Raw genomic sequence first — 26941 nt, 5'->3', positions numbered from 1 at the left:
CCCGCTCAGCAGATGCCTAGAGCAGGTGCACCTTCTTGAAGAGGAACTTCGACGGCCCGCCGATGAGGCCCACGGTGTCGAGGAACGTCATGAGCTTGGCGCCGGACTTGCGCACCCGGTCGTGGTGGTAAGTGTTGTTCCGGGCTTCGGCGAGAGCGCGTTCGGTGTCGAGGCCCGCGTTGGCGTAGACGTCCGGGTGGATCATGCTCTTGACGACGAAATACACGACCACCGCGGTGTTGATTCGTTCGATCGCGAGCCGCAGGCGGCTCGCACCGTTGAGGCGTCGTCCCACTTCTTCGCGAGCGAACCGGATGTGGCGCGCCTCCTCGAGGACGTGGATCTTCGAGACCGCACGTGTGACGGGCTGGACGCGTTCGTCGCGCATGAAGTCGCGCTGCATCATGTCGAGGATTTCTTCTGCGGCCATGACCGCGGCGTACGCGTTGGCGCCCTTGAAGAAGTGACCCCACAGACGGCCGAGGTGGTGGATGTAGCGGGGCGGGCCGTAACCGGGCATGTTCAGCCGTTCACCGGCGCGGGCGAACATCACGGAGTGACGGCACTCGTCGGCGACTTCGGTGAGCGCGAACTGCACGTGCCGGCTGTGCTTGTTTCGGTCGTAGACATCGCGCAGGAGCATCTGCATGAGCAGGATCTCGAACCACAAGCCGGTGCTCGACACGCTCGCGGCCTCGTGCTTGGTGAGCTCGATGCGCTGCTCGTCGGTGAGTTCGTCCCACAGTGCGGTGCCGTAGAGGGTGCTCCACTCGGGGGTCATGCCGAACTTGTCGTCGGGGACGGGCGCTTCCCAGTCCACTTCGACGACCGGGTCGTACGACTTGCGTGCGGACGAAGCGAGTAGACGACCGGCCGTTTCCTCGCGATCGGAAAGCCGGATGCCGGGTACGAAACCCTTGCTGGATTCGCGGGTGAGCGATGCGGTCATTGTCTCCACCTTTTAGTGTGACGACGGGTAACTGTTAAGTCAGGTTAGCGTGAGCGCGGGCACAGCACAACGCCTACGACAAGAGTGTTCTGTCGAAGGCGGAAGCAGCGCAGGGCAGCTACGAGCGGGCAGGAGCCCACAGCGCCGATGCGACCGCACCGACCAGCAGGATTGCGGCGAGCGCCCACATGCCCTGCTGCATACCCGCGAGAAAGGCGTCCCGGGCCACGTCGGCGAGAGCGTCACCCTGCGGACCCGCAGCTTCGGCGACCTGTACGGCCGCGGCGAGCGAATCCTGCACGGCGCTGCGCGCCGGTTCTGGAATCGACGGCGCTACGGGATCGATCCGGTGCCCGTACGCGGCGGCGAGCACGCTGCCCGCGACAGCCACTCCGATGGCGGCACCCACCTCGCGGGTCGCGTCGTTGACCGCCGACGCGACACCGAGCTGGTCTTCCGGGGTATTGGTGACGATCGCGTGCGTCGCGGGCGCGGTGCAGACGCCGATCCCTACACCCGCGATCGCCATCGCGAGCGCGACGTCGGTGTACGACGAGTCCGCGTCCAGCAGGCCCATGACGATCAGCGATACCCCGATGAGTGCGAGCCCGGCACTCATGAGGACACGGAGGCCGAACCACCGCAACAACATCGGCATCCCCACCGAGAGTGCCATCACCACCAGGAAGATCGGGGTGAGGGCCACCGCCGACATCAGCGGCGAATACCCCAGCACCAGTTGCAGGTATTGCACGATGAGGTAGAAGACGCCGAAACCGGCGAGATACTGCAGCGTGAGGCTGCCCGCTCCGACGGCGAACGCGCGCTGGGTGAAGAGCCGTACGTCGAGCAGGGGTGCTGGTGAACGCCGCTCGACGAGTACGAACACCACTCCTGCGACCACCCCCGTGACCAGGGATCCGACGGTGAGCGGGTCGACCCATCCCCGTTGGGGGCCCTCCATCACGCCGAGGACGAACAGCCCGACCGCAGCGACGACGAGCACGGCTCCCAAGATGTCGAACCGGGCCGGTTCCGCCGCACGGGAAGACCCCACCGTGGCACCTGCGATGACGAGCACAACCGATATCACCGCGAACCCCGCGAAGATGACCTCCCACGACCAGTACTCGAGAATGACGCCCGATGCGAGCATGCCGATGACCGCGCCGGATCCGGCTACACCCGCCCAGATTCCGATGCCCCGGGACCGATGCTCCGCGGGGAACGCAGCGGTGATCAGGGACAGCGTCGCAGGCATGACGAGCGCGGCGCCCACCCCGGCCACGGCGCGAGCGGCGATCAACCAGGTCGGATCGGAAACGAACAGGGGAAGCGCCGACCCGATCCCGAAGACGACGAGCCCCGCCAGCATGACGCCGCGCCGCCCGAACCTGTCTCCGAGCGCGCCCGCCGGGAGCAGCAGCGCCGCGAGCGCGAGGGTGTACCCGTCGACGATCCACGTGAGCTGGGCCTGGGTCGCCCCCGTCTCGACCGCGATATCCGGCAGTGCCGTGTTGAGCGACGCCATTGCCGCGATCACGGTGGCGACCGCCGCACACGCGACCGTGAGCAGCCACACCTGCGACCGTGTCATACGGGTCTTCTGGGCCGAAGTGGCTGTTTCGGACACGGGTGCCTTCCGGACGAAGGTGGTACCGGAGCATGGGCGAGACTGCGCGCATCGTAACCGCTGGTGTTCGGCCCTGCTCGAATTCTCCGGTCCTGCCGGAGATCACGCAGCAGGATCGGCTGGCGCCGCGGTTCCTGCAGGGGGAGGCGGGGTCTCGTTGCGTGCGTCCCCGCTGGGGTGCCGCGAAGGGCGCAACACATAGGCACGGGAGTGGCGGAAGTCCTTGACCCGCAAGTTCCGCACGGCGTGGAGCCGGAATTCGTCGTGGCCCTCGAGCGCGGCCGCGAGTTGCTCGTCGACCAGGACGGAACCGGGGCGAGCGGCACCGGTCAACCGTGCGGCGATGTTGACCACCGAACCGAACAGGTCGCCGAACCGGGCCAGCGCCGGGCCCGAGGCCAGACCGATCCGCAGGGCGGGTGTGTCCTCGAACGCCGCGAACGCCTCCTGCAGTTCGAGCGCGATCCGCGCGGCGTCGACCGCATCTTCGGAGGCGAACATCACCTCGTCGCCTACGGTCTTGATCACCCAGCCGGCGTGCCGGGTGATCACGCCGGACACCGCGGCCTCGAAGTGATCGAGCAGCACGTTGAGTTCGTCGGCATCGATACGCCGCGTCAACTGGGTGTACCCGACCATGTCGGCGAACCCGACGACGAGCGGACGGGTCTGCGCGTCACCCTCACCCTGTGCCCGGACGGCCGTGCGGTTGGTCGTGGCAACCAGGTGCCGACGCCACATGTAGCCCTGGAGGCTCTCGGCACGGTTCGCCACCCGGCGGAGGATGTCATCGACGAACTCGCGGATCTCCTCGTCTTCCGGGGGCGTCGACGCGGTGCCGTATGCGGTGGAGAGCTGGGAGACGACGTGGCTGCTCAAGAGGGCGAACTGCCATTCGCTCAGCCGCGACATCGACTGTCCCAGCGAACGCGCCGCGGATATCTCGGCGGAGGGGTCGACGGCGCCGCTGCCGAGAATCGCTGCGATATTGCGCAGGGCGCCGAGATCCCCGTCGGTGAACATGACCGCGCCCGGGTCGGAGTCGACCGTGAATCCCAGGGCCTGCCACAACTGGCGGACCCGGGTCGGCTCCAGCCCGGCGAGGTCCGCGACCTCGCGCAAGGTGTATCGGCGAACGCCCAGCAGGGTGCGTTCGAGCTCGGCTCGGATCGTCGCAACCACCTCGGGGGTGGCCTGCGATCGCTCATCGGACGGGGTCACGAGACCATCCTTACCTGTCCTCCGGTTGCGGGGGCTGTAGATTCCGCCCCCGGCGCTCGGTGTCGTGTCGTACACATGTGCGACAGTTGGCGTCGAAAAAGCGCCGGACAATCCAGCGAGCCGAGAAAGGACATGCATGTCGCCCCGCACACGCGCGGACCATCTGACGGAGGAGCAACTCGGCGAGTTGAGTGATGCACTCGCGGAGGGTCGTCGCGCGACTGTATATCTCATCGACGGCATCCCGAGCCTCGGCATCGAACCCGGCGCGTCGGCGCGGGTGATCTCGGTATCCGGCACCACCGTCATGGTGCGGCCGAAAGGGGTCGACGACGAGTTGCCGTTCGAGTCCGACGAACTCCGCCTGACCCGGCAACCGGCCGGGGCGCCGGCGAAGAAGGCGGCGGCCACGAAGTCCGCTCCCGCGAAGGTGGTGGCGTCGACGTCCCAGGCTGCGGCCCTTTCTGCCCCCAAGCCTTCTGCCCCCAAGCCCGCTGCACCCCAGCCTGTTGCCGCCGGTCCCGCTGCCGCCCAACCCACGTCGAGGTCGGCGGCTTCGGTGCGTGGTGCCCAGACCAAGAGCGTCGAGGAGACGAAACCCGTGAACGACACGACCCCCGGTTCCGCCGCGCCCGCGTCGCCCGCCAAGCCGAAAGCCCCGGCCCGCAAGGCGAAGAAGGCGCCCACGATCAGCATCACGATCACCATCGACCCCGAGAGCGAATGGACCGTCGGAATCGCGCACGGCACACGGAAGGTCGGCAAGCCGTCACCCGTGGCACCCGATGCCGTCGAACGGGCAGTCAAAGAACTCGCTGATCCCGGTGCCGTCGAGGCAGTCCAGTCCGTGATCGACGCGGCCCGAAGCGCGGCCGAGGAACGAGTCGCGCTGCTCAGCCGTGAACTCGAGGAGGCCCGAAAAGCCCTGGAAAGTCTCGGCGCAACCCCGAAAACCAGCACCGACCTCTAGTACCCTCACAACGAAGGTCGCCCGCCGCGCGAGAGGGACACGATGTTCAGAAGGCTCGCTGTACTGGCCGTAGCAATGCTCGCTTCGGCGGGCGCCGGGATGGGGATTGCTACCGCAGCACCTCCTGTCACCCTCGGTGGGGGTTCGGGGATCACTCTCGGCGACGGTGGTCAGGACATCTACGACTGCACGCTCACCACCATCGGAAACGATGCCGCTGGTCGTCTCGTCGGCCTGACCGCGGCGCATTGCGGTCTCCCCGGCATGACCGTGAAGGCCGAGTACGACCCCGCGGCCGGTCCCGTCGGCCGGATCGTCTCCGCGAACACCGTGCTCGACTACGCGGTCATCGAGTTCGATCGAGGCAAGGTCGTGCCGGTCAATCGGGTGGGAAACACCACCATCACCGCATTGGGATCGCCCGCCGGCTTCCCCGACGTCGCGTGCAAAGAGGGCCGCACGACAGGCAACACCTGCGGTGTCGTGTGGGGCGACGTCTTCGGCTCGCAGGAAACCTGGACCCAGGTGTGCGTGATCGAGGGTGATTCGGGCGCACCGCTCGTGGTGGGCACGACCCTCGTCGCGATGGTCAACGCCTACCTGTTCGCGCCGTGTGCCGGCCCGCAGGTCGGAACGAACATCGACGTGATTTTCGCCGACATCACCGCTCGCGGAGGTGCAGGAACTGGCTTCCGGCCGATCTAGCCGGAAGCCCTTCCCGCACAAGGTGAATCGGCGTTATTCGCACACCGCGCCGTGCGACGCGGAGCCGACCAGTTTTGTGTACTTCGCGAGCACGCCCCGTGTGTATCGCGGCGGCAACGGTTCCCACCCTTGCTGCCGCGCCGCCATCTCGTCGTCGCTCACCAGCACGTCGAGGAGGCCGTTCGCCACGTCGAGTCGAATCCGGTCGCCGTCGCGGACGAAGGCGATGGGTCCGCCGTCGACGGCTTCGGGTGCGACATGCCCGACGCACAGGCCGGTCGTGCCACCGGAGAAGCGCCCGTCGGTGAGCAACAGGACGTCCTTTCCGAGCCCCGCGCCCTTGATGGCGCCGGTGATCGCGAGCATCTCCCGCATCCCGGGCCCACCCTTCGGGCCTTCGTACCGGATGACCACGACGTCGCCCACCGTGATGGTGCCGTCCTCGAGCGCGTCCATCGCCGCACGTTCCCGCTCGAATACCCGCGCGGTGCCTTCGAATACCGACTCGTCGAATCCCGCCGACTTCACGACCGCACCGCCGGGAGCGAGCGTGCCGCGCAGGATGGTGATACCGCCGGTGGGATGAATCGGGTTGCTCAGAGCGCGCAGCACCTTGCCGTCGGGATCGGGCGGGGCGATGCCCGCGAGATTCTCCGACAGCGTGCGGCCGGTGACGGTGAGACAGTCGCCGTGCAGCAGTCCGGCGTCGAGCAACGCCTTCATGATCACCGGTACGCCGCCGATGTGGTCGACATCTTTCATGACATGGGTGCCGAACGGTTTGACGTCGGCGAGGTGCGGCACCCGCGCACCGACGCGTACGAAGTCGTCGAGGGTGAGTTCCACCTGCGCCTCGTGCGCGATGGCGAGTAGATGAAGGACCGCGTTGGTGGATCCACCGAACGCCATGACCACGGCAATCGCGTTCTCGAACGCTTCCTTCGTCAGGATGTCGGACGCGGTGATCCCGCGGTGCAGCAGTTCCACCACCGCTTGCCCGCTACGCCGCGCGAATCCGTCGCGCCGGCGGTCGACGGCCGGCGGCGACGCGCTCCCGGGCAGCGACATGCCGAGGGCTTCGGCCGCACTGGCCATCGTGTTCGCGGTATACATGCCTCCACATGCGCCTTCTCCCGGACAGATGGCCCGCTCGATGGCACCGAGGTCGGCTTCCGACATAAGGCCCCGCGCGCATGCGCCGACGGCTTCGAACGCATCGATGATCGTCACATCGCGTTCGGTGCCGTCGGAGAGTTTTGCTACTCCCGGCAGGATCGATCCGGCGTACAGGAACACCGACGCGAGGTCGAGGCGGGCGGCGGCCATGAGCATGCCTGGCAGCGACTTGTCGCACCCGGCCAGCAGCACCGATCCATCGAGTCGCTCGGCCTGCATCACCGTCTCCACACTGTCGGCGATCACCTCCCGCGACACGAGGGAGAAGTGCATCCCCTCGTGCCCCATCGAGATGCCGTCGGACACGGAGATGGTGCCGAACTCGAGCGGATACCCCCCGGCGGCGTGCACGCCCTCCTTCACGGCCTGCGCCAACCGGTCGAGCGACAGATTGCACGGGGTGATCTCGTTCCACGACGACGCGACCCCGATTTGCGGTTTGTCCCAGTCGTCGTCGCCCATGCCCACCGCGCGGAGCATGCCGCGGGAGGCGGTCTTCTCGATTCCGTCGGTGACGTCGCGGCTGCGGGGTTTGAGGTCGGGGACGTGCTGCTCGGGCCGATCGGTCATGACGCTCCGTGCCGGCGGGGGTCGCGTCCGGTGAGAGCGAGCAGGCGGTCCTGCACGGAAGCATCGGTGCCGACAGGCACGGGATCGGCGAACAACCCGCTGCCTGCCAGCATGTCGGTCTGCGGCTCGAGGTCCTTCCAGATGGCATCGACGAGAACCGGATCGAGTTGCTCGTCCGATCCGGTGGCCCGTGCGAGATCCCACGCGTGCACGGCGATGTCGCCGACCTGCTGCCTCAGATAATCGATGCACGGCACCGCGCCGTAGGACAGTTGGACTTCCTGGTCGGCCGGCGTCGCGGCCCACGCCTCGGTCGCCTGCTCGGAGAATTTGGCCCAGTCGGCGGCAAGGTCGTCGCCGAGCGGTTCGAGAGCAGCCTCGGCCTCCTCGAGTGTGCGTCCCGACAGCAACGGCGCTACCCAGCGCTGTTCGTCGACGACGTGCCGGACCAGAGCGGCAACGTCCCATTCGGTGTCGGGGGTGGAAGCGTGCCAGTCGGTGATCCGCGCGACGCGACTGTCGAACTCGCGCCGAGCGGTGCGTTGTAGGGAAACCCAGTCGTTCGCCATGGTTCCCACCCTAGACACGGCCGGGGTGCGCTCATGGCGATTTCAGCCCGGGCGCCCGTGCCCGCTCGCCGCGAACGTGTACGGCAACGGCACCGGTGGAATCGTGGTCGGGGAGTTGCGCTCACACCGGCCCGGATCGCGCGACTCGATCTTCCCGCCGACAAGATCGAGCGTGGGAGTAACGTTCGTCCATCATGAGAGCGTGGCTGGTCTGGAGTGTCGGAGTATTCGCCTATGTCGTGGCGGTCCTGCACCGGACGGCCTTCGGCGTCTCAGGACTCGCCGCGACCGAGCGTTTCGAGATTTCCCCTTCGGTGCTGTCGGGGTTCGTCGTGCTCCAGCTCGTCGTCTACGCGGGCATGCAGATCCCCGCGGGAGTGCTCCTCGATCGGTTCGGTTCGCGCTGGGTCATCGCGATCGGTGCGGCGGTCATGGCGGTGGCCCAGTTGGTGCTCGCCACCACGGAGTCGTTGCCGATCGCCTATATCGCCCGGGTCTTCGTCGGCGCGGGCGATGCGCTCACGTTCATCTCGGTTCTCCGGCTGGTGCCGGTGTGGTTCGCACCGCGACGGGTGCCCCTCGTCTCGCAGCTGACGGGGATCCTCGGCCAGATCGGGCAGGTGCTGTCCGCGGTTCCGTTCGTGCTGGTGCTGACCGATGTGGGATGGACGGCGGCGTACGGCAGCGCCGCGTCGATCGGTGTGTTCGCCTGCATCCTCGTCATCGCGACGGTGCGTGATGCGCCGTACGGGGACGCGCCGGCGACACAGCCGATGGGTCTTCGCGAGTTGGTCGCACAGATCGGTGTGGTGTGGCGGCGTCCGGGTACCAAGCTGGGCTTCTTCACCCACATGGGCACCCAGTTCTCGGTGACGACCTTCGCGTTGATGTGGGGTGTTCCCTATCTGGTCTCCGCGCAGGGGCTGTCGGCAGCCACCGCCGGCACGATGCTGACTGTCTCGGTGGTCACCGCGATCGCGGCGGGACCCGTCCTCGGCATCTTGTCCGGCCGCTTTCCTCTGCGGCGTTCCTGGATGGTGCTTGCCATCATGCTGGCGAACGCGACGATCTGGACGGTGGTGCTGGCGCTGCCCGGTCCGGCGCCGATCGCGTTGCTCGTGCTGCTCATCGTCGTCATCTCCGTAGGCGGCCCGGGTTCGATGATCGGGTTCGATTACGCCCGTACGTTCAATCCCGGCTCCGCACTGGGGACCGCGAACGGCATCGTCAACATCGGAGGGTTCCTCGCCACCCTGCTCGTCGTGCAGACGATGGGTCTCGTCCTCGAACGGCTCGGCGGGTACACCTTCGACGCGTTCCGTGTCGCGTGGCTCGCGCAGTATCCCGTCTGGGTGATCGCGATCATCGGTGTTCTTGTGACGCGCGGCCGTGCGCGCCGCGAGGCGGGTGTGCATCCGCGCAGCTCATGGCAGGTTCTGCGGCAGCGGACCGCAGCGCGTCGCGGGGAACTGGCAGACTCGGAGGAGAACACCCCGAGGAGGACGAGCAGTGACACCGACGGTGGGCGACCCTGATCCGGGCGCCCCGATTCCGGAACCTCCCACGGACGGACAGAGCGCGATGTCGCTCTCACCTCGCGAGCTCGCCAGGTTCTTGATGGTGTACAAGTTCGGCATCGACGAGATGATGACCAAGATCAACATCTTGCGGGACGAATTCACCTACGCCCACGATTACAACCCCATCGAGCACGTCAAGTCGCGCCTCAAGACCCCCGAGTCGATTCTCGCGAAGGCCGCTCGCAAGGGCATCGATCCCACGCTGGACGGCATCCGCGTCAACCTGCGCGACATCGCGGGAATCCGCATCTCGTGCAGTTTCACGTCCGACGTGTACCGGATCTCGGACATGATCACCCGGCAGCGCGATGTGCGGGTCGTCGAGGTGGTGGACTACATCGCGCACCCGAAGCCGAACGGGTACAGCAGCCTGCACGTGATCGTCGAGGTCCCGGTGTTCATGTCGGACCGGGTGGAACCGGTGTTCGTGGAACTCCAGATTCGCACCGTCGCGATGGACTTCTGGGCCAGTCTCGAGCACAAGATCTACTACAAGCACGACCGTGCAGTGCCGAGCGATCTGCGCGAAGAACTACGGCTCGCCGCTGAAACGGCCCGTGCACTCGATGTACGGATGGAAGCGCTGCACGAGCGGGTTCACGGCCGGTTCGACGACTGACGCGGTTCAGTCCTTCTCGAGCTCGGCGTCCTTTCCGTCGCCACCCGCGGCAGCAGCGGTCTCCGTAGGAGCAGCGGTCTCCGCAGGAGTATCGCTGTCGGCGGTCTCGCCGCCGTCCGCGTCCTGACCGTTTCCGCCGACGGTCTCGATGAGCAGGCCGTCCTTCCCCGCATCGACGCGTACCGTGTCGCCACCGGACAGCGTGCCGGCGAGCAGCAGGTTGGACAGCTTGTTGTCGAGTTCCTTCTGAATCGTCCGGCGCAACGGACGCGCCCCGAACTCCGGTGCGAATCCCGCATCGACCAGCCAATTCACCGCGCTGTCGGTGATCTCGAACTCGACGTTCTGCGCCCGCAACAGCCGCTTGGTTCCGCCTAGGAGCAATCCGACGATCTGGTGCAGTTGTTCCTTCGCGAGCCTGTGGAACACCACCGTCTCGTCGATCCGGTTGAGGAACTCCGGCCGGAAGTGCGCGTGCAGACGTTCCATCAACTGCGGGGTCAGGGATTCGATGTCGTCACTCGGGTGGGCGAGGATCATGTCCGACCCGATGTTGCTGGTGAGGATGACGATGGTGTTCTTGAAATCGACCGTCCGTCCTTGGGCGTCGGTGACGCGCCCGTCGTCGAGAAGTTGCAGCAACACGTTGAACACGTCCGGGTGCGCCTTTTCGATCTCGTCGAACAGGATCACCGAGTACGGCTGACGACGCACCTTGTCGGTCAGCTGCCCGGCCTCTTCGTACCCGACGTAGCCGGGAGGAGCACCCACCAGGCGCGACACGGTGTGCTTCTCCTGGAATTCGCTCATGTCGAAACGGATCATCCGGTCTTGGTCACCGAATACTGCCTCTGCCAACGCTTTTGCCAGTTCCGTCTTGCCGACACCGGTGGGTCCGAGGAACAGGAACGACCCGATCGGGCGATCCGGGTCGGCGAGTCCGGCGCGCGCCCTGCGGACGCCCTCGGCGACCGCCGTGACGGCCTTCTCCTGGCCGATGACCCGCGAGTGGAGTACGTCCTCGAGGTCGAGGAGCCGCTGCCGCTCTTCCGCCGTCAACTCGGACACCGGAATGCCGGTCTGCCGGGAGATCACCTCGGCGATGTCGATGACTTCGACCTGCGGGGTGGATTCGGTTTCTCCGACTCCGGTGCGCTCCTCCAGCGCGGTGATCGCCTTCTTCAGTTCCCCCGCCTTCGCATAGTCTTCGGCAGCGACGGCGGAGTCCTTCTCGCGTTCGAGCCGTGCCAGCTCCTCTTCGTGGGAACGGGTGTCCGCGTCGGGAGTTTTCGTACGCAAACGCACGCGCGCGCCGGCCTGGTCGATCAGGTCGATGGCTTTGTCCGGCATGAACCGGTCGGTGATGTACCGGTCCGACAGTTCGGCCGCGGCGATCAGCGCCTCGTCGGTGTAGTGCACCTGGTGGTGTTCCTCGTAGACGTCGGCGAGCCCGCGCAGGATTTCGATGGTGTCGTCGACCGAGGGTTCGACCACCATGACCGGCTGGAACCTGCGTTCGAGCGCAGCATCCTTTTCGATGTACCGGCGGTATTCGTCGATCGTGGTCGCGCCCACCGCGTGCAGTTCCCCGCGGGCGAGAGCGGGCTTGAGCAGGTTCCCGGCGTCCATCGACCCCTCGCCGCCGCTGCCTGCGCCGACGATGGTGTGCAACTCGTCGATGAACAGCACCAATTCTTCGGAATGATCGCGTACCTCGTCGAGAATCTTCGTCAGGCGTTCCTCGAATTCGCCGCGGTACTTACTGCCCGCGACCAGCGACCCCACGTCGAGCGCGACCACTCGACGGTCGGCGAGGGTGGAGGGCACATCTCCGTTGACGATCCGCTGCGCCAGGCCCTCGACGATCGCGGTCTTACCCACCCCGGGATCCCCGATGAGCACGGGATTGTTCTTCCTGCGCCGGGAGAGGATCTCCACCGTCTGGGCGATCTCGTCGGAGCGGCCGACCACCGGGTCCACATTCCCGGCTCGTGCTTCCGCGGTGAGATCCCGGCCGTACTGGTCGAGCGTGGGGGTCGTGCTGGGCGAGGTGTCGCGCTTACCGCCGGTGTCGAGTTTGGCGCCCGCGAGCACGTGGGCGGCAGGGTTCTCGCTGTTCTCGGCGATCCCGTAGAGGATGTGCTCGGGCCCGATGTAGCTTATGCCCGTCTGTGCCGCCTGCTGCTGGGCGACGCGAAGTGCACGCTTGGCTGCCGGACTCAGGACCGCTGTCTCGCCCCCGCTCTCGCCCTGGCCCGCGATCGACCGCATCTGTTCGGCGACACTGTCCGGGTCGAGTCCCAGGCTGCTGATCACGCCGCGCGTCGGGTCGTTCAAGGTTGCGGCATAGAGCAGATGTTCGGGCGTCAGTTCCGAGTTACCCCATTCTGCTGCGGCATTTCGGGCATCTGCGACAAGCCTTTTGGCGTCGTCGTTGAGCAGTCGGCTCAAATCGACGCGCTGGACCGGTGGTTGGCGCAGCCCGCCGGGTCCGAAGAATCGATCGAAGATGTCGTCGAACGGATCGCGCGAAATCCAGCTGTCGGTCATCGTCACTCCAGGGTGTTCGGACCTCAGTTTCCGACAGTCACCAGTGGTGCAGCGTATTCGGGTCCAGGGATGCGCCCATTGATCCGGGGTTCGATGAATGTCGGCCGATACGCCGATCGTAGTTGCGCCGACGAGATTTGTACGTCGCTCGGGTACTTCCGGTCTCGGTGGCGTTCGGCTCGCACTCCACTCGATTGCGAGTCACGGCTATCGCCCGAATCCGGCGGATACCGTGGAATCGCAAGGATCGCAAGGGTGCCCGTTCGGCGGGGGGACGACGACGCCCCCTCGGTCCGGAACGAACCGAGGGGGCGTCGCGAGTGTGGCTGCCGGTGCCGGCGGGGTCTCTACTTGTAGTTGTAGAAACCTTCGCCGGTCTTACGTCCCAGGCGGCCGGCGTCGACCATGCGACGCAGCAGTGCCGGGGGAGCGTAATGCGGCTCTGCGAATTCCTCGTAGAGCGACTGCGCTGCATTGAGGGTGATGTCGAGGCCCACCGTATCGATGAGGGTGAGCGGGCCCATCGGGTATCCGCAGCCGCCCTTCATCGCGGCGTCGATGTCTTCCTTTGTGGCATAGCCCGATTCGAGCATGCGCACGGCCGAGCACAGGTACGGGATGAGGAGCGCGTTGACGATGAAGCCGGCGCGGTCGCCCGCCCGCACGGCGGTCTTGCCGAGCGTGTTCTGCGCGTAATCGAAGACGGTGTCGGCGGTGTCCGCATCGGTGGTGAGCGCGGAGATGATCTCCACGAGCGGCATCACCGGCACCGGGTTGAAGAAGTGCACGCCCACGACCTTGCCGGGCCGCTTCGTCGCCTGCGCCACCTTGATGACGGGGATGGACGACGTGTTGGTGGCGAGGATGCCTTCCGGCTTCACGATGCGGTCGAGTTCGGCGAAGATCTCGACCTTGAGGGCCGCGATCTCCGGTGCCGCCTCCACGACGAGGTCGCGGTCGGCGAACTCCTCGATGTCGGTGGTGACCCGGATCCGGGCGAGCACCGCGTCCGCGTCGTCCTGGGTGATCTTCCCGGACTTGACGCCCCGGTTGACCGACTTCGCGAGGCGCTCACGGGCAGCCGCAGCGAATTTCTCGGTGGTCTCCCGGACGAGGACGTCGCTTCCGGCCTTCGCGCACACTTCGGCGATTCCGGCACCCATGGTGCCGCCGCCGATCACGCCTACCTTTTCCACTGTCACTACGAGTACTCCTGATCGGTGTGATGGTTCAGCGGTGTCAACCTACGCGTGCTGCTCAGCGGAGCAGCGCGCGCGACATGACCACACGCTGGATCTGGTTGGTGCCCTCGTAGATCTGGGTGATCTTGGCGTCGCGCATCATGCGCTCGACGGGGAAGTCGGTGGTGTAGCCGGCGCCACCGAACAGCTGGACCGCATCGGTGGTGACCTCCATGGCGACGTCCGAGGCGAAGCACTTCGCCGCTGCGGAGATGAAGCCGAGGTTGGGCTCACCGCGCTCGGCGCGGGCCGCCGAGGTGTAGACCATGAGGCGGGCGGCCTCGACCTTCATCGCCATGTCGGCGAGCATGAACTGCACGGCCTGGAAGTTGGAGATCGAGGTGCCGAACTGCTTGCGGTCCTTGGTGTACTCGATCGCGGCGTCGAGTGCGCCCTGCGCCAGCCCGACGGCCTGCGCGCCGATGGTCGGGCGGGTGTGGTCGAGGGTCGCGAGTGCGGTCTTGAAGCCGGTGCCGGGCTCGCCGATGATGCGGTCGCCGGGGATGCGGCAGTTCTCGAAGTACAGCTCGGCGGTGGGGGAGCCCTTGATGCCGAGCTTCTTTTCCTTGGGTCCGACGACGAAGCCTTCGTCGTCCTTGTGGACCATGAACGAGGAGATGCCGTTGGCACCCTTGTCGGGGTCGGTCACGGCCATCACCGTGTACCAGGTGGACTTTCCGCCGTTGGTGATCCAGCACTTGGAGCCGTTGAGGATCCAGTCGTCGCCGTCGGCCTTCGCGCGGGTACGCATGGACGCGGCGTCGGAGCCTGCCTCACGCTCGGAGAGCGCGTAGGACGCCATCGCGCCGTTGACGATGTCGGGAAGGACCTTTGCCTTGAGCTCGTCGGAGCCGCGGAGGATCAGGCCCATGGTGCCGAGCTTGTTGACGGCCGGGATCAACGACGAGGAACCGCAGACGCGGGCAACTTCTTCGATGACGATGCAGGCTGCGACGGAGTCGGCGCCCTGACCTTCGAACTGCTCGGGGACATGGATCGCGTTGAAGCCCGAGCGGTTGAGCGCGTCGAGGGCCTCCTGCGGGAAACGGGAGTTCTCGTCCACGTCTTTCGCGTGCGGCGCGATCTCCTTCTCGGCAAGGGCGCGGATCGCGGTGCGCAGTTCGTCGTGCTCGTCTCCGAGCTTGAAGAGATCGAAGTCGGGATTGAGGGCCACGGTGGCAAACTCCTAACGGCACGCGGTGCCATTAACTGGGGCGGATCTGCACTACCTTCTCGGCTTCAAAGGTGTGCGACGTCACGGAATCTCTCTATTTTACCCCCGGCACTGAGTGCCAAGTCAATGGTGGGGGAGGTTCGTCACGGAGACGGCGGGTCTTCTTCCAACTGGCGTCGCACTTGCTCGGCCACCTCGGCGGGTGAGGACCCCACCGGAAAGGTCACCACCGTCACCGCGCGCTGCGGCGCACCCCGGCCCTGGCCGGCGCCGGAGTCCGTGGCCGACGGCACCACGCCGAAGGTCCGTCGCACGTCGTAGAGGGCGCGGTGCAAGCGCTCGGCGGTCGCGGTCTCGTCCCCCCGGATCATCGCCCGGAGGAGATAGTTGTGTGTCGCCGTCATCGCGGCCGCGAAGCTCACGGTGCGCACCGGCTCGGCCGACGGCACGGCAGCGCGCAAGAAATCGGTGAACAGTCGCTCGTAGCGGTAGGTCGTCACGAGTTCGCGTTCCCGCAGCGCAGGCACTCGCTGCACCACGCGGTATCGCCAGACTGCCAGTTCACGCCGGTCGCGGAAGTGACCGAACACGAGTTCGGCGGCATCGCAGGCGGCGAGCCACGGATCGCCGAAGCTGCCCGACAGATACTCGGCGACCCGCTCGAGCAGCGACTCGTGGTCGGCGAAGATAACGTCCTCCTTCGACCGGAACTGCCGGAAGAAGGTTCTGCGCGACACTCCTGCCGCCGCCGCGATCTGCTCGACGGTGGTCGACTCGTATCCGAACTCGGAGAACAGGCGGATCGCCTGGGTCACGACGTGCACGCGGAACTGGGCCGGGTCGGGGCCAGCCGGTTCGGTGCGGCGCGGGGTGCCGGTGCCTGACGTCATGACAGTCGAGTATCCAGTGCCGGTCTGTCGCGGACGACGGCTACCTCGGGCCGACGACGCACACCGGGCACATCGTCGCACTGGCGGGCACAGGACACGGTGGACACAGACACCTCCGGGTGGTCGCGCGACCGGCGTTGCCTGTGATCGTCCCAACCCCGAACGGTACAGAGGTGACAAATCGCCGAATCGTGTCCTTCGGGCGCCTCACCGTGTCGCGTGCGTGTCCGGCGCGCGGCGGAAGACGCCGCGCAGGCGCAGGAGGATCCGGCGATGCCACGCCACACGCGCGACCGCGGGCCGGTCGAGCATCCCGCCACCGACAGGCTCCGGCCGGCGTACCGGCCAGCCGTCGTCGACATCGGTGACGTCGCGGCCGAGACCACGGAGGTACTCCGCGAAGCTGCGCTGGCGCTCCGCGTGCCATGCGGCCTGGTCGGCCATGATGTCGAGGTCTGCGAGCTGTGGGTACCGCTCGACGAGCGCTCGCGTGAGGTGCCCGGCGGCGAGGGCATCGGCTTCCGCTTCGTGGGGGTTCGCGAGTTCGACGCCGTACGCCTCGCATACCGCCTGGAGGGTGCGTCTACCGCTGCGCGTTCGGTCCATCTCCCGGTCGATGACGTAGGGATCGACGACCGTGCCGATATCGAGTTCCGGAAAGCCCAGTCGGCGGCCCTCGGCGTCGAGGATCGTCAGGTCGTAGCTCGCATTGAACGCAACCACGATGTGGCCGCGCTCCCAGGCATCGCACACCGCTTGCCGGATCTCGCGGTAACCGGTGAGATAGTCGACGCCCTCGGTGCGGGCCCGTTCGGTGGTGATGCCGTGCACAGCCGTCGTTTCCTGCGGAATCGGGATCCCGGGGTCGAGCAGCCACGAGCGAGACTCGATCCGGTTGCTGTCGAACGTGGCCACACAGGCAGCGACGATGCGCGCGGTGCGGGGATCGCGGTCGGTGGTCTCGAGGTCGAATGCGCAGATGGGTCTGTCTGGCCAGTGCGTCATCCGGGTCCTCGCGTTCATGTGATCGGTCAATGCTGCCTACAGCCCGCATTGTTGCCGGGGGCACCGACACGACCGCTCGTGCGACGAGACCACCCTGTACATGTCAGAACGAATCGCTGCACACCACGAAGTTGCGTTCCCGGTACTCGTATCCGGCATCCGACAACGAGCAATCGTTCACATCAGCGGTTCCGGTGAGGATTTCGGTGACCTTCTCGCCCTGGATCGCCGTCGCGGAACAATCGATCCGCTGGGGATCCTCCCCACCGACGTCCATGCAACCGCCGACTTCCCAGTCGACGTCGAGGCACAAAGCGCCGACCTCGACGCCACCGAACGATTCGTAGTACGTCTGGTCGATGTCGCCGGCACACTCGTCGGCCGACTCGACGACGTCGACGACCTTGTAGTTCGAGGTGCTGCTGCCGCAGTCCGCGTTGTCGATGGTGGCGGCGTCCACGGTGCCGCCCAGCGCGACACAATCGCCGGGTTCGACGTCGATTTCGAGATCGACGTCCGCGGCGGCCGGTGTCGTCGTGCCGGCAGCGGACGAACGCGTGGTAGCCGGAGCCGAATCGGATTCGGTCGCGGCGACGGCGGCGGGCATCGCGCGGCCGTCGGTCTCGGTTGCGCATCCGGCGAGCGCGGCCGTCGCTACCACTGCCAGGAAGGCGAGGCCCGCCCGCCGGAGAAGGATCATGTGTGGAGGGTACGGAATGTCTGATTCCGTCCGTTCGTCCAGGTGGCGGATTCCCTCGATCCTCAGCGCGGAGAGCACCGCGGGGTGCAACCATGTGCGCATGGACCTCCCCGTGGTTCCGCCCCTGGCCCCGATGCTGGCAAAATCTGCCGCCGCGGTCCCGCCACAACCCGACGACGGAAACCCCGTGTGGTCGTACGAGCCCAAGTGGGACGGCTTCCGGGCGATCGTGTTCCGCGACGGCGACGAGGTGGTGTTCTCGTCGCGGGGCGGCAAAGATCTCGCGCGGTATTTCCCGGAACTCGTCGAGGCAGTCCGGACGGAACTGCCCACCCGGTGCGTCGTAGACGGCGAGATCGTCGTTCCGCGGGAGCGTGACGGGTTCGCCCGGCTGGACTGGCAGGCGTTGTCGGAGCGCATCCACCCAGCGGCGAGCCGCGTGGCGCTGCTCGCGGAACAGACACCGGCCCAATTCATCGGTTTCGACCTGCTCGCGCTCGGCGACGACGATCTGATGAAGGCTCCTTTCTCCGACCGTCGTGCTCGGCTGCGCACCGGGATCGGTGGCGGGCCGAGTTGTCATGTGACGGCGTCGACCACCGACGCGGAGACGGCAAGGCGATGGTTCGAGGAATTCGAAGGCGCCGGACTCGACGGTGTGGTCGCCAAGCGGCTCGACGGCATCTACCGGCCCGACAAGCGGGAGATGATCAAGCTCAAGCACGCCCGGACGGCGGATTGTGTCCTCATCGGGTACCGCAAGCACAAGAGTGTCGACGGCGTCGGATCCCTTCTGCTCGGCCTGTACCACGACGGTGAACTCGCGATGGTCGGTGGCGCATCGGCTTTCACCACTGCGCGACGCAAGGAGTTGCTCGCGGAACTGGAGCCGCTGCGCGTCGGTGAAGATGTCGTCGCCGAGGGGGAAGCGACCCGCTGGCGGTCCGGGACGGATCGCTCGTGGGTGCCGTTGCGGCCCGAGCGTGTCCTCGAGGTGGCCTACGACCAGATGGAAGGGACTGCCGGAGCGGGAATGCGCTTCCGGCACGCCGCGCGGTTCCAGCGGTGGCGACCCGACCGGGACCCGAAGAGCTGCACCTACGATCAGCTGGACGTGCCCGTGCGATACGACCTGGCCGACGTGCTGGACCGGACGGAGGACTGACTGTGGCCGCTGCCCAACGCTCACCCGCGGAGGAACTCGACGTCGACGGAGTTCCGGTGCGGTTGTCGAACCCGGACAAGGTCTACTTCCCGGAACTCGGCTCCTCCGGCGGCACGAAACGGCACCTGGTGGAGTACTACCGCACGGTCACCACCGAACTCGGGGCCCCACTTCTCGGGGCGCTGCGCGACCGGCCCACTCACCTCCAGCGGTTCCCCGACGGGATCGGCGGCGAGGAGATCTATCAGAAGCGGGCGCCCGCGAAGCGACCGGACCACGTCGCGACGTGCGAGATCACCTTCCCGTCGGGCCGTACCGCGGACGCGCTGCGGGTGCGCAGCGCCGCCGACGTGGTGTGGGCGGCGAATCTCGGCACGGTCACCTTCCATCCCTGGGCGGTGCGCTGCGGCGACGTGGACCGGCCCGACGAACTCCGCATCGATCTCGACCCGCCGGACGGGACGGGCTTCGCCGATGCGCGCACCGTCGCACTCGAGGTGGTGCGACCGCTGTTCGACGAGCTGGGGCTCACCGGATTTCCGAAGACCTCGGGAGGTCGTGGGCTGCACATCTACCTGCGCATCGTGCCGGAGTGGGATTTCGTCGGCGTGCGTCGTGCCGGAATCGCGCTGCTGCGTGAGATCGAGCGTCGCAGCGACGGTCGTGCGACGACCTCGTGGTGGAAGGAAGAGCGGGGGGACCGCTTGTTCCTCGACTACAACCAGAACGCGCGCGACAAGACGATCGCGTCTGCCTATTCGGTGCGCCGCACCCCGATCGCGACCGTATCCACTCCGTTGACGTGGGACGAACTGGCGGACGCCGAGCCCGACGATTTCACCATTGCGACGGTGCCCGACCTGCTCGCGCGCCGCGGCGATCCGATGGCCGAGCTCGACGACCACGCGCATTCCCTCGACGTGTTGCTCGAGATGGCGGATCGGGATGCCGCGGACGGTCTCGGCGATCTGCCGTATCCGCCGACTCATCCGAAGATGCCAGGTGAGCCCAAGCGGGTACAACCGTCGCGCGACACGGACCGAAAGATGACGAGCTGAGAATTCCGGTGCGCGAGGCGGTTTCACCGCAGCGAATTGCTCCCCGGTCGTTACCTCGCCGGAGTACGGGTTCTTCGCGGCGTCCATAGACTGTCCGGAAAGCTCTTCACCGGAGTGTCAGGAGGATCGTCACAGTGTCTCGTGCGTGGATGTCGGGTCGGCTGTTCGGTGCCGGTGTGATCGGTGCTGCCGTCGTCGGGGCGGGCCTGATCGTCCCGGGGTCCGCGCTCGCCGCCACCACGTGCGCGGCCCCGCCGGGTGCCCCCGCCGAGCTGACCCGGGTCCAGGACGCCGAGGCGTGCGGGTCGACGACGGACGGTACGGGCGGGGCGTGGAGCCTCGGCGCGGGCGGCGTCGGATTCGCTGATGCCGTGGACGGTGCGACCGTCGCGGCCGCGGGTTTCGACGGCGGAGCCGGGGCCGGTGAGAGCCGCGCGGGACGGCTCCTGGCAGTCGGGTACGGAGCAGACTCCCTCGCACTCGGAATGCTCGACGAGCCCGGTATCGCGGTGATCGTCACCGGACCGGCTTCTCAGGCCTTCGTCGGTGATGCCGATGATCCGGTGTTGTGCGAAGGGAACCTCGCCGCGGCGTTCAACCTCACGGCGGGGTCGGGTTGCGTTCTGGCCGGTGCGTTCCGTTACGTGACGCCCTCACCCTTGTGACCCGACCGCCCTTGTGACCGTCCGTGGCCTCGGTGCGCGTTCTCGGGAATACAGACAGCGTGTACGCAACCCCTTCCGTTCGGTGGTGTCCGCACGTAATCTTCGTCACATGTCCGAGGGAGTGTGTCGATGACGACCGGAGCAGTGCTGACCGAAGAGGGCTACGGCGCCCTCCCCTCACGGACCGAGATGCACGTCCATCCGAGCTTTCTCCCCCTGGCGGACAGGTTCTTCGCGCTGTATCGCCAGCCGCACCACGGCGGCGGCGCGCTCACCGCCTACTTGCACGGGGAGAAGGTCCTCGACGTCTGGGCGGGCTGGGCCGACCGCACGCGCCGATGGTCGCAGGACACGATGGCGCTGTCGTTCTCGACGGGCAAGGGCGTCGCCTCCACGGTCGTACACCGCCTGGCCCAACGCGGACTGATCGATTACTTCGCGCCGGTTGCTCAGTACTGGCCCGAATTCGCGGCGGGCGGCAAAGAATCCCTCACCGTCGCAGATGTCATGACGCATCGGTCCGGGTTGCATCGCGTCCGGGGACTCGTCCCCGGCAAGCGCGGCATTCTGGACTACGACGCGACGGTCGCCGCTCTCGCGGCCGCCGTTCCCGATCGTCGCAGGCACTCGGGCTCGGGGTATCACGCGGTCACGTACGGCTGGCTCGTCGCCGAGATCGTCCAGCGCGTGACGGGCCTGCCGTTCACCGAAGTCGTCGAGCGTGAGATCGCGCGTCCACTCGGGAGTTCCGACTTCTGGTACCGGGTCCCGCACGACGAGCGTGGCCGCATCGCCCGCTTGTTCCCGCGGATCAACCCGGTGGGTCTCGACTGGGGTGTGAGTGCCTCGGTCCTGTCCCGGGTCGGGCCGACGCGGGGACTGGTCGAGGCAGCGATGCCCGCCGGGTTCGACGAACTCGTTCGCGATCCGGCCGTGCACGATTCGGTGATGCCCGGCTGGAACGGGGTGTTCACCGCACGCTCGCTCGCGCGCATGTACGGCGCGATCGCGGCCGGCGGCACGATCGACGGCGTGAAGTTCCTCGATCCGTCCACGATCGCGGCGATGGACGAGGTCCGGGTGCGGAGTCGCGACTACGTGCTGGGAGTGCCGATGGCGTGGCGTCTCGGCTACCACCAGCCGATCTTCGCCAGCCGGGAACGTCCACGCGGAGCGTTCGGGCACTACGGGGTCGGCGGTTCCGGCGCATTCGCGGATCTCGATTCGGGGATGTCGCTCGCTTTCGTCACCAACCGCCTCGGTACCGGGGCGATGCCGCTCGGCGACCTGCGACTCGCACGACTCGGCGCGCTCGCGCGCGATCTGGCCCGCAAGGCGTGAGTGCGGCTGCCCGGCCGTCGTAGCGACGTTTTTTGCTGAATCGGGCACGGGGACCTGGCGTGCGCGGGAGTATCCGAACCAGAACACGAATCCGTGTTCGGCGGTGAGCCCGAGGAGCACGAATGAACCACGTGTATCGAGTGATCGAGGTGGTCGGCTCGTCGACCTCCGGAGTGGACGATGCGATCGCCAAGGCGGTGGCGCGGGCCGCGGAGAAGACTCGGCATCTGGAATGGTTCGAAATGGTCAATGTGCGGGGTCACATCGACGACGGAAAGGTCGCGCATACCCAAGTCACGCTCAAGATCGGATTCAGGATAGAGTCGGGAAACGAGTTGGCCCGGTAAGGTTATTCTCAGGAACTGAAATGCCCTGCTAGAGTGACGATAACGGCGTTCTCGACCAGAGTTGTAACGTGTTATAGTCTGGGGCTCGATCGTCGTACCCCACCGGCACTTTCAGGCAGGTATCCACTGTGGCTTATGTGATCACCCAGGCATGTTGCAACGACGTCTCGTGTGTCGAAGTCTGCCCGGTCAACTGCATCCACCCGACGCCCGATGAAGCGCCGTTCGCTACGACGGAAATGCTCTACATCGACCCGGAGACATGCATCGACTGTGGTGCGTGCGTCGACGAATGCCCCGTCGACGCGATCGCCGCGGACAACGAGCTCACCCCCGCCCAGGAGCCGTACCTCGAGATCAACGCCGAGTACTACCGGCGTTACCCGATCGGACCGGACTGGCCGGAGTTGCGGTCCCGCCGCAAGATCCCCGCCGACCTCGGAACCCTGCGGGTCGCGATCGTCGGATCCGGGCCTTCGGCGTGCTACGCCGCGCAGGAACTGACAACCCATTCCGCCGTGCAGGTCGACATCTTCGATCGGCTCCCCACGCCCTTCGGCCTGGTACGGGCCGGCGTCGCGCCGGATCACCAGAGCACCAAAGGCGTCACGAACGTCTTCCGCAGCGCGATCGGCCACAAGAACACCCAGTGCTACTTCAACGTCGAGGTCGGCACGCACATCACCCACGACGAACTCCTCGCACATCACCACGCCGTGCTCTACGCCGTCGGTGCGTCCAGCGACCGGCGTCTCGGCGTCCCCGGTGAGGATCTGGCCGGCTCGTTCGCTGCCACCGAGTTCGTGGCCTGGTACAACGGCCATCCCGACTACGCCGACCGCACGTTCGACCTGTCCGGCGAACGCGCAGTCATCATCGGCAACGGCAATGTCGCTCTCGACGTGGCCCGCGCTCTCGTGATGAACCCTGACGAACTCGCTCGCACCGACATGGCAGAACACGCCGTCGAAGCGCTGCGCAACTCCGCGATTCAGGAAGTGGTGGTCGTCGGGCGGCGTGGACCGGCGCAGGCGGCCTACACCAACCCGGAACTGCTTGCCCTCGGCGCCCTGGAAGGCGTCGACGTCATGGTCGATCCTGCCGAGGTCGAACTCGACCCTGTCAGCCGCGCACTCGTCGACGATCCCGAAGTCGAACCCCGCATCGCGCTCAAGGTGCGCCAGGTCGCCGATTTCGCGCAGCAGAGCCCGACGCCCGGAAACAAGCGGATCGTCCTGCGCTACCTCGCTTCACCCATCGAGATCACCGGCGACGACGCCGTCAACTCCATCACCCTCGAGCGCAACGAGCTGGTCGAGGTGGACGGGCGTCTCGAAGCCCGGCCCACGGGTGAGACCGAAACTCTCCCAACGGGTCTGGTGCTGCGTTCGATCGGCTACCGGGGCACCGCGGTGGACGGTCTTCCGTTCGACGAACGTCGGGGTGTGTTGCCGAATCAGCTCGGCCGGGTCGTCGATCCCGAGACCGGTGAGCCGATGCCGGGTGTCTACACCGCCGGATGGATCAAGCGCGGACCGACCGGCGTCATCGGCACCAACAAGCAGTGCTCCAACGAGACCGTCGAGCAGATTCTCGACGACTTCATCGCAGGAAAGCTGCCCGAACCCGTCGCCGATCGCGAGAAGCTTGCGACCCTGGTTGCCGAGCGGCGACCCGAGTACGTCGACTACCGCGGATGGCAGCAGATCGACAAGCAGGAGAAGGCTCGCGGTTCGGCCGCAGGACGATCACGGCTCAAGTTCGTCTCGGTGGAGGAAATGCTCGCGGCGTCGCGTACCGGCGCCTAGGCAGTCGGCGGCTCTACCGCTCTGACCTGCGGTAACGCAGGTAGTATTTGTGCTCGAACTGCCCGGTTCGAATACACTTGTGTCTGATGAGCAGTAACGAAAGTGTTACGGCGAAGATTTCGGCGTCGTAACACACCGTCGATGATGGGTTGTGGAATGGTCGAAAAGCATGTCTTGTCGAACCGTCGCCGCCGCGCTGGACGCCGGTCCGTACGCGTAGCGATGGCTTTCGCCGGTGCCGCCGCAGTCGCCCTTACCGCCGCAGGTCCCGCCGCCGCGGTGCCGTTGTGGCCGGGTGGTCCGGAGGTGCCGAGCGTCGAAGACGTCATCCAGAGCGTCGTCCCGCCGGGTCCGGGGGCACCTCAGTTGCCGCCGCAGTTGCTGCCCGAGCAGCCGGCACCGTTCTCCGCGCCGTCGGTGAACCCGTCGAACGGCGAGACGGTCGGTGTCGCGCAGCCGATCATCATCCGCTTCAACGAAGCGGTCGACGACCGCGCCGCGGCCGAACGCGCCATCAAGATCACCTCCGAGCCCGCCGTAGGCGGTCACTTCTACTGGGCGTCGAACACCCAGGTGCGCTGGAAGCCGTTCGAATTCTGGCCGGCGAACACCTCGGTCACGGTCAAGGCCGGCGACACGCAGTCGTCGTTCACGATCGGTGACGCACTCGTCACGGTGGCCGACAACAACACCAAGACGATCACCGTCACGCGCAACGGCGAGGTGGTCAGGACCATGCCGACCTCCTTCGGCAAGCCCGGTTACGACACCCCCAACGGCACGTACATCGTCGGGGACAAGTTCCGCGAGATGTACATGGATTCGTCGACCTACGGGGTGCCCGTCGACAGCCCGGAGGGCTACCGCACGTACGTGGAGTATGCGACCCGCATGTCCAACAGCGGTATCTTCCTGCACGCGGCGCCGTGGTCGGTGGACGCGCAGGGCAACACCAACGTCAGTCACGGCTGCCTCAACGTGAGCACCGAGGACGGCAAATGGTTCTTCGAGAACTCCAAGAAGGGTGATCCGGTGATCGTGCAGAACACCGCCGGCGGAACCCTCAACGGTTGGGACGGTCTCGGCGACTGGAATCTCTGAGTCTTCGTCTTCACGCGAACAACGCCCGACGCCCCCTTCTTCCGGCAATGTCGACCGGATCGGAAGGGGGCGTCGGGCTTTCGCGTCGATGAGGTGGTGGGCCGTCAGGCAGACGGAAGTGGCTCGGCGACGACGAGCGCCGGACCGTAGGCGTCGCGCTGCTCGGTGCTCAATCCGGAGTCGGAGATCAGGGTGTCGATGTCCTCGACCGCAGTGACTTTCGCGAGTGCGCGATGGCCGAACTTGGAATGATCGGCGACGAGGACGGTGCGCGCCGCCGCCTCGATCAGAGCCCGCTTGATCGGAACCTCGAGCGTGTTGGTGTTCGTGACGCCCGCGCGCGGATCGATCGCATCGGCACCGAGGAAAGTCCAGTCCGCAGAGTACGAGGACATGAAGCGCACTGCGTGGTCGCCGACGAGAGTGAAGACCGACCCGAGCAGTTCACCTCCGGTGACGAGTAGGCGCACTTCGGGGAAACTCGCCACATACTTGGCGATTCGCAGGTCGTTGGTGAGCACGGTCAGCGACGAGTGGTGACGAAGTGCCACGGCGACCTCGTAGGTGGTCGATCCGCTGTCGAGGACGACACTGTCGCCGTCGGACACCATCGCCGCCGCTACGGCGGCGATTGCTGCCTTTTCGGCCCGCCGCACGTCTTTCTTTGCGGCATAAGGCACTTCGGGTCCCGCGCCTTCTACGGGACGCGCGCCGCCATGGGTGCGTTCGATCTTTCCTTCACGGGCCAGCGCATCGAGATCTCGCCGGATCGTGGACGCGTCGACTCCGAGGTCGCCGGCGAGAGTCTTCGCGTCGACATAACCGTCGGCGAGCATTCGATGGAAGATCTCACGTCGCCTGGCATTCGCGGTCACGAATTTCCTCCGGGGTTCTGCTGACGTCCAGCACTTTCGGGATGTCCGTGGGTACGGCTTCCGCGGCGATGCGCGACGATAGCGCACCCACTCCAATATGTGCACAGATATTGACACAAACGCTCCGAAATGTGCATTATTTCGTGCAGTATATGCGCGAATTCGCGTGATCATAGTGAGCATCACCAGAGTCGCCGAGGCTCCGGGCGCCGACTTCGCGATGCCCCTCCTCCGCGGCGAGGCGAAATGTCGATATGGAGACGAACAGACATGCTGAAGTTGGGATACAAGGCGTCGGCGGAGCAGTTCGGACCGCGTGAGCTGGTCGAACTCGGGGTGCTCGCCGAGGCGCACGGGATGGATTCGGCGACGGTGTCGGATCATTTCCAGCCGTGGCGGCACAACGGCGGGCATGCCCCGTTTTCGCTGGCGTGGATGACGGCGGTGGGGGAACGCACGCAGCGGTTGCAGCTCGGTACGAGTGTGTTGACTCCGACGTTTCGGTACAACCCGGCGGTGATCGCGCAGGCGTTCGCGACGATGGGGTGTCTGTATCCGGGGCGGGTGTTTCTGGGTGTGGGGACGGGTGAAGCCCTCAACGAGATCGCGACGGGTTATGTGGGGGAGTGGCCGGAGTTCAAGGAACGCTTCGCCCGGTTGCGGGAGTCGGTGGCGTTGATGCGTGAGCTGTGGGGTGGGGATCGGGTGGATTTCGAGGGGGAGTTCTATTCGGCGAAGGGGGCGTCGATCTATGACGTGCCCGAGGGTGGGATTCCGGTGTATGTGGCGGCGGGGGGTCCGGTGGTGGCGCGGTATGCGGGCCGGGCGGGTGATGGGTTCATCTGCACCTCGGGTAAGGGGATGGAGTTGTATACGGAGAAGTTGTTGCCGGCGGTGGCGGAGGGTGCGGCGAAGGCCGAGCGTGATGTGGCGGGGGTCGACAAGATGATCGAGATCAAGATTTCGTACGACACCGATCCGGGCAGGGCGTTGGAGAATACGCGGTTCTGGGCGCCGTTGTCGTTGTCG

General features: G+C 66.5%; 24 protein-coding genes. 12 read left to right on the top strand and 12 right to left on the bottom strand.

Annotated features, from left to right (window positions below; translation table 11 throughout):
- Nucleotides 1-16: 16 nt before the first annotated feature.
- The 3 genes from RDCOP1_RS11260 to RDCOP1_RS11250 all read right to left on the bottom strand — a co-directional run bounded on the left by RDCOP1_RS11260 (nt 17) and on the right by RDCOP1_RS11250 (nt 3803).
- Complete coding sequence (locus RDCOP1_RS11260) at nt 17-949, bottom strand: AurF N-oxygenase family protein (RefSeq protein WP_072700524.1); 933 nt, start codon at nt 947-949, stop codon at nt 17-19.
- 118 nt (nt 950-1067) lie between these two features.
- On the bottom strand, nt 1068-2546 hold the full coding sequence (locus RDCOP1_RS11255) for an MFS transporter (RefSeq protein WP_072700522.1): 1479 nt from the start codon (nt 2544-2546) through the stop codon (nt 1068-1070).
- Nucleotides 2547-2684: 138 nt separating this feature from the next.
- Nucleotides 2685-3803 (bottom strand): adenylate/guanylate cyclase domain-containing protein, encoded by a 1119-nt coding sequence (locus RDCOP1_RS11250; protein WP_231922873.1) that lies wholly within the window; start codon nt 3801-3803, stop codon nt 2685-2687.
- Nucleotides 3804-3939: 136 nt separating this feature from the next.
- Here RDCOP1_RS11250 and RDCOP1_RS11245 point away from each other — a divergent pair, with 136 nt between their 5' ends.
- Nucleotides 3940-4773 carry a DUF6319 family protein gene (locus tag RDCOP1_RS11245; protein WP_072700519.1) on the top strand — a complete coding sequence of 278 codons (834 nt, stop codon included), beginning with the start codon at nt 3940-3942 and terminating at the stop codon, nt 4771-4773.
- Nucleotides 4774-4815: 42 nt separating this feature from the next.
- A complete protein-coding gene (locus RDCOP1_RS11240) occupies nt 4816-5478 on the top strand; it encodes a chymotrypsin family serine protease (protein WP_072700517.1) in 663 nt (220 codons plus the stop codon).
- Between the two features lie 33 nt (nt 5479-5511).
- Here the strand turns inward: RDCOP1_RS11240 and ilvD are convergent, their stop codons facing one another.
- Nucleotides 5512-7224 carry a dihydroxy-acid dehydratase gene (ilvD, locus tag RDCOP1_RS11235; RefSeq protein ID WP_072700515.1) on the bottom strand — a complete coding sequence of 571 codons (1713 nt, stop codon included), beginning with the start codon at nt 7222-7224 and terminating at the stop codon, nt 5512-5514.
- Nucleotides 7221-7793: a TIGR03086 family metal-binding protein gene (locus RDCOP1_RS11230; protein WP_072700513.1), complete on the bottom strand. Its 573-nt coding sequence runs from the start codon at nt 7791-7793 to the stop codon at nt 7221-7223. Before RDCOP1_RS11230 ends, ilvD begins: the two co-directional genes overlap by 4 nt.
- Nucleotides 7794-7987: 194 nt before the next feature.
- Here RDCOP1_RS11230 and RDCOP1_RS11225 point away from each other — a divergent pair, with 194 nt between their 5' ends.
- Nucleotides 7988-9328, top strand: a complete 1341-nt coding sequence (locus RDCOP1_RS11225; RefSeq protein ID WP_084722574.1) for an MFS transporter — start codon at nt 7988-7990, stop codon at nt 9326-9328.
- A complete protein-coding gene (locus RDCOP1_RS11220; protein WP_072700511.1) occupies nt 9303-9992 on the top strand; it encodes a GTP pyrophosphokinase in 690 nt (229 codons plus the stop codon). Before RDCOP1_RS11225 ends, RDCOP1_RS11220 begins: the two co-directional genes overlap by 26 nt.
- Nucleotides 9993-9998: 6 nt before the next feature.
- Here RDCOP1_RS11220 and RDCOP1_RS11215 read toward each other — a convergent pair whose 3' ends face one another.
- The 6 genes from RDCOP1_RS11215 to lppU form a co-directional block, all read right to left on the bottom strand.
- On the bottom strand, nt 9999-12542 hold the full coding sequence (locus RDCOP1_RS11215; RefSeq protein WP_072700733.1) for an ATP-dependent Clp protease ATP-binding subunit: 2544 nt from the start codon (nt 12540-12542) through the stop codon (nt 9999-10001).
- 347 nt (nt 12543-12889) lie between these two features.
- Nucleotides 12890-13738 carry a 3-hydroxybutyryl-CoA dehydrogenase gene (locus tag RDCOP1_RS11210; protein ID WP_072700509.1) on the bottom strand — a complete coding sequence of 283 codons (849 nt, stop codon included), beginning with the start codon at nt 13736-13738 and terminating at the stop codon, nt 12890-12892.
- A 61-nt stretch (nt 13739-13799) separates the two neighbouring features.
- Nucleotides 13800-14957: an acyl-CoA dehydrogenase gene (locus RDCOP1_RS11205; RefSeq protein ID WP_072700507.1), complete on the bottom strand. Its 1158-nt coding sequence runs from the start codon at nt 14955-14957 to the stop codon at nt 13800-13802.
- 143 nt (nt 14958-15100) lie between these two features.
- Complete coding sequence (locus tag RDCOP1_RS11200) at nt 15101-15847, bottom strand: TetR family transcriptional regulator (protein ID WP_072700505.1); 747 nt, start codon at nt 15845-15847, stop codon at nt 15101-15103.
- 207 nt (nt 15848-16054) lie between these two features.
- The gene (locus tag RDCOP1_RS11195; protein ID WP_072700503.1) at nt 16055-16852 is read right to left on the bottom strand and encodes a 3'-5' exonuclease; all 798 of its coding nucleotides are present in this window, start codon (nt 16850-16852) and stop codon (nt 16055-16057) included.
- Nucleotides 16853-16955: 103 nt separating this feature from the next.
- Nucleotides 16956-17552 carry an LppU family putative lipoprotein gene (gene lppU / locus RDCOP1_RS11190; RefSeq protein WP_072700731.1) on the bottom strand — a complete coding sequence of 199 codons (597 nt, stop codon included), beginning with the start codon at nt 17550-17552 and terminating at the stop codon, nt 16956-16958.
- Between the two features lie 100 nt (nt 17553-17652).
- Here lppU and RDCOP1_RS11185 point away from each other — a divergent pair, with 100 nt between their 5' ends.
- The 7 genes from RDCOP1_RS11185 (at nt 17653) to RDCOP1_RS11155 (ending at nt 25037) form a co-directional block, all read left to right on the top strand.
- Entirely contained in the window at nt 17653-18717 is a 1065-nt protein-coding gene (locus RDCOP1_RS11185) for an ATP-dependent DNA ligase (protein ID WP_072700501.1), read from the top strand.
- 2 nt (nt 18718-18719) lie between these two features.
- A complete protein-coding gene (locus RDCOP1_RS11180) occupies nt 18720-19775 on the top strand; it encodes a DNA polymerase domain-containing protein (protein ID WP_072700499.1) in 1056 nt (351 codons plus the stop codon).
- Between the two features lie 134 nt (nt 19776-19909).
- Nucleotides 19910-20440, top strand: a complete 531-nt coding sequence (locus RDCOP1_RS11175) for a DUF6764 family protein (protein WP_231922874.1) — start codon at nt 19910-19912, stop codon at nt 20438-20440.
- Between the two features lie 129 nt (nt 20441-20569).
- On the top strand, nt 20570-21781 hold the full coding sequence (locus tag RDCOP1_RS11170; RefSeq protein WP_072700495.1) for a serine hydrolase domain-containing protein: 1212 nt from the start codon (nt 20570-20572) through the stop codon (nt 21779-21781).
- Between the two features lie 122 nt (nt 21782-21903).
- Nucleotides 21904-22128, top strand: coding sequence for a dodecin (locus RDCOP1_RS11165; RefSeq protein WP_072700493.1), 225 nt, complete (start codon nt 21904-21906; stop codon nt 22126-22128).
- 128 nt (nt 22129-22256) lie between these two features.
- Entirely contained in the window at nt 22257-23936 is a 1680-nt protein-coding gene (locus tag RDCOP1_RS11160; RefSeq protein ID WP_072700491.1) for an FAD-dependent oxidoreductase, read from the top strand.
- 156 nt (nt 23937-24092) lie between these two features.
- Nucleotides 24093-25037, top strand: coding sequence for a L,D-transpeptidase (locus RDCOP1_RS11155; protein WP_072700489.1), 945 nt, complete (start codon nt 24093-24095; stop codon nt 25035-25037).
- A 104-nt stretch (nt 25038-25141) separates the two neighbouring features.
- Here RDCOP1_RS11155 and RDCOP1_RS11150 read toward each other — a convergent pair whose 3' ends face one another.
- Nucleotides 25142-25912 carry a DeoR/GlpR family DNA-binding transcription regulator gene (locus RDCOP1_RS11150; RefSeq protein ID WP_072700488.1) on the bottom strand — a complete coding sequence of 257 codons (771 nt, stop codon included), beginning with the start codon at nt 25910-25912 and terminating at the stop codon, nt 25142-25144.
- Nucleotides 25913-26182: 270 nt separating this feature from the next.
- Here RDCOP1_RS11150 and fgd point away from each other — a divergent pair.
- Nucleotides 26183-26941, top strand: a 759-nt coding sequence (fgd, locus tag RDCOP1_RS11145; protein WP_072700486.1) for a glucose-6-phosphate dehydrogenase (coenzyme-F420), incomplete at its 3' end; no start/stop codon positions are given.

Source organism: Rhodococcus coprophilus NBRC 100603, from assembly GCF_001895045.1.
Taxonomy (GTDB): domain Bacteria; phylum Actinomycetota; class Actinomycetes; order Mycobacteriales; family Mycobacteriaceae; genus Rhodococcus; species Rhodococcus coprophilus.
The sequence above is the reverse complement of the archived record's forward strand: the minus strand, read 5'-3'. Positions and strand labels throughout refer to the sequence as shown.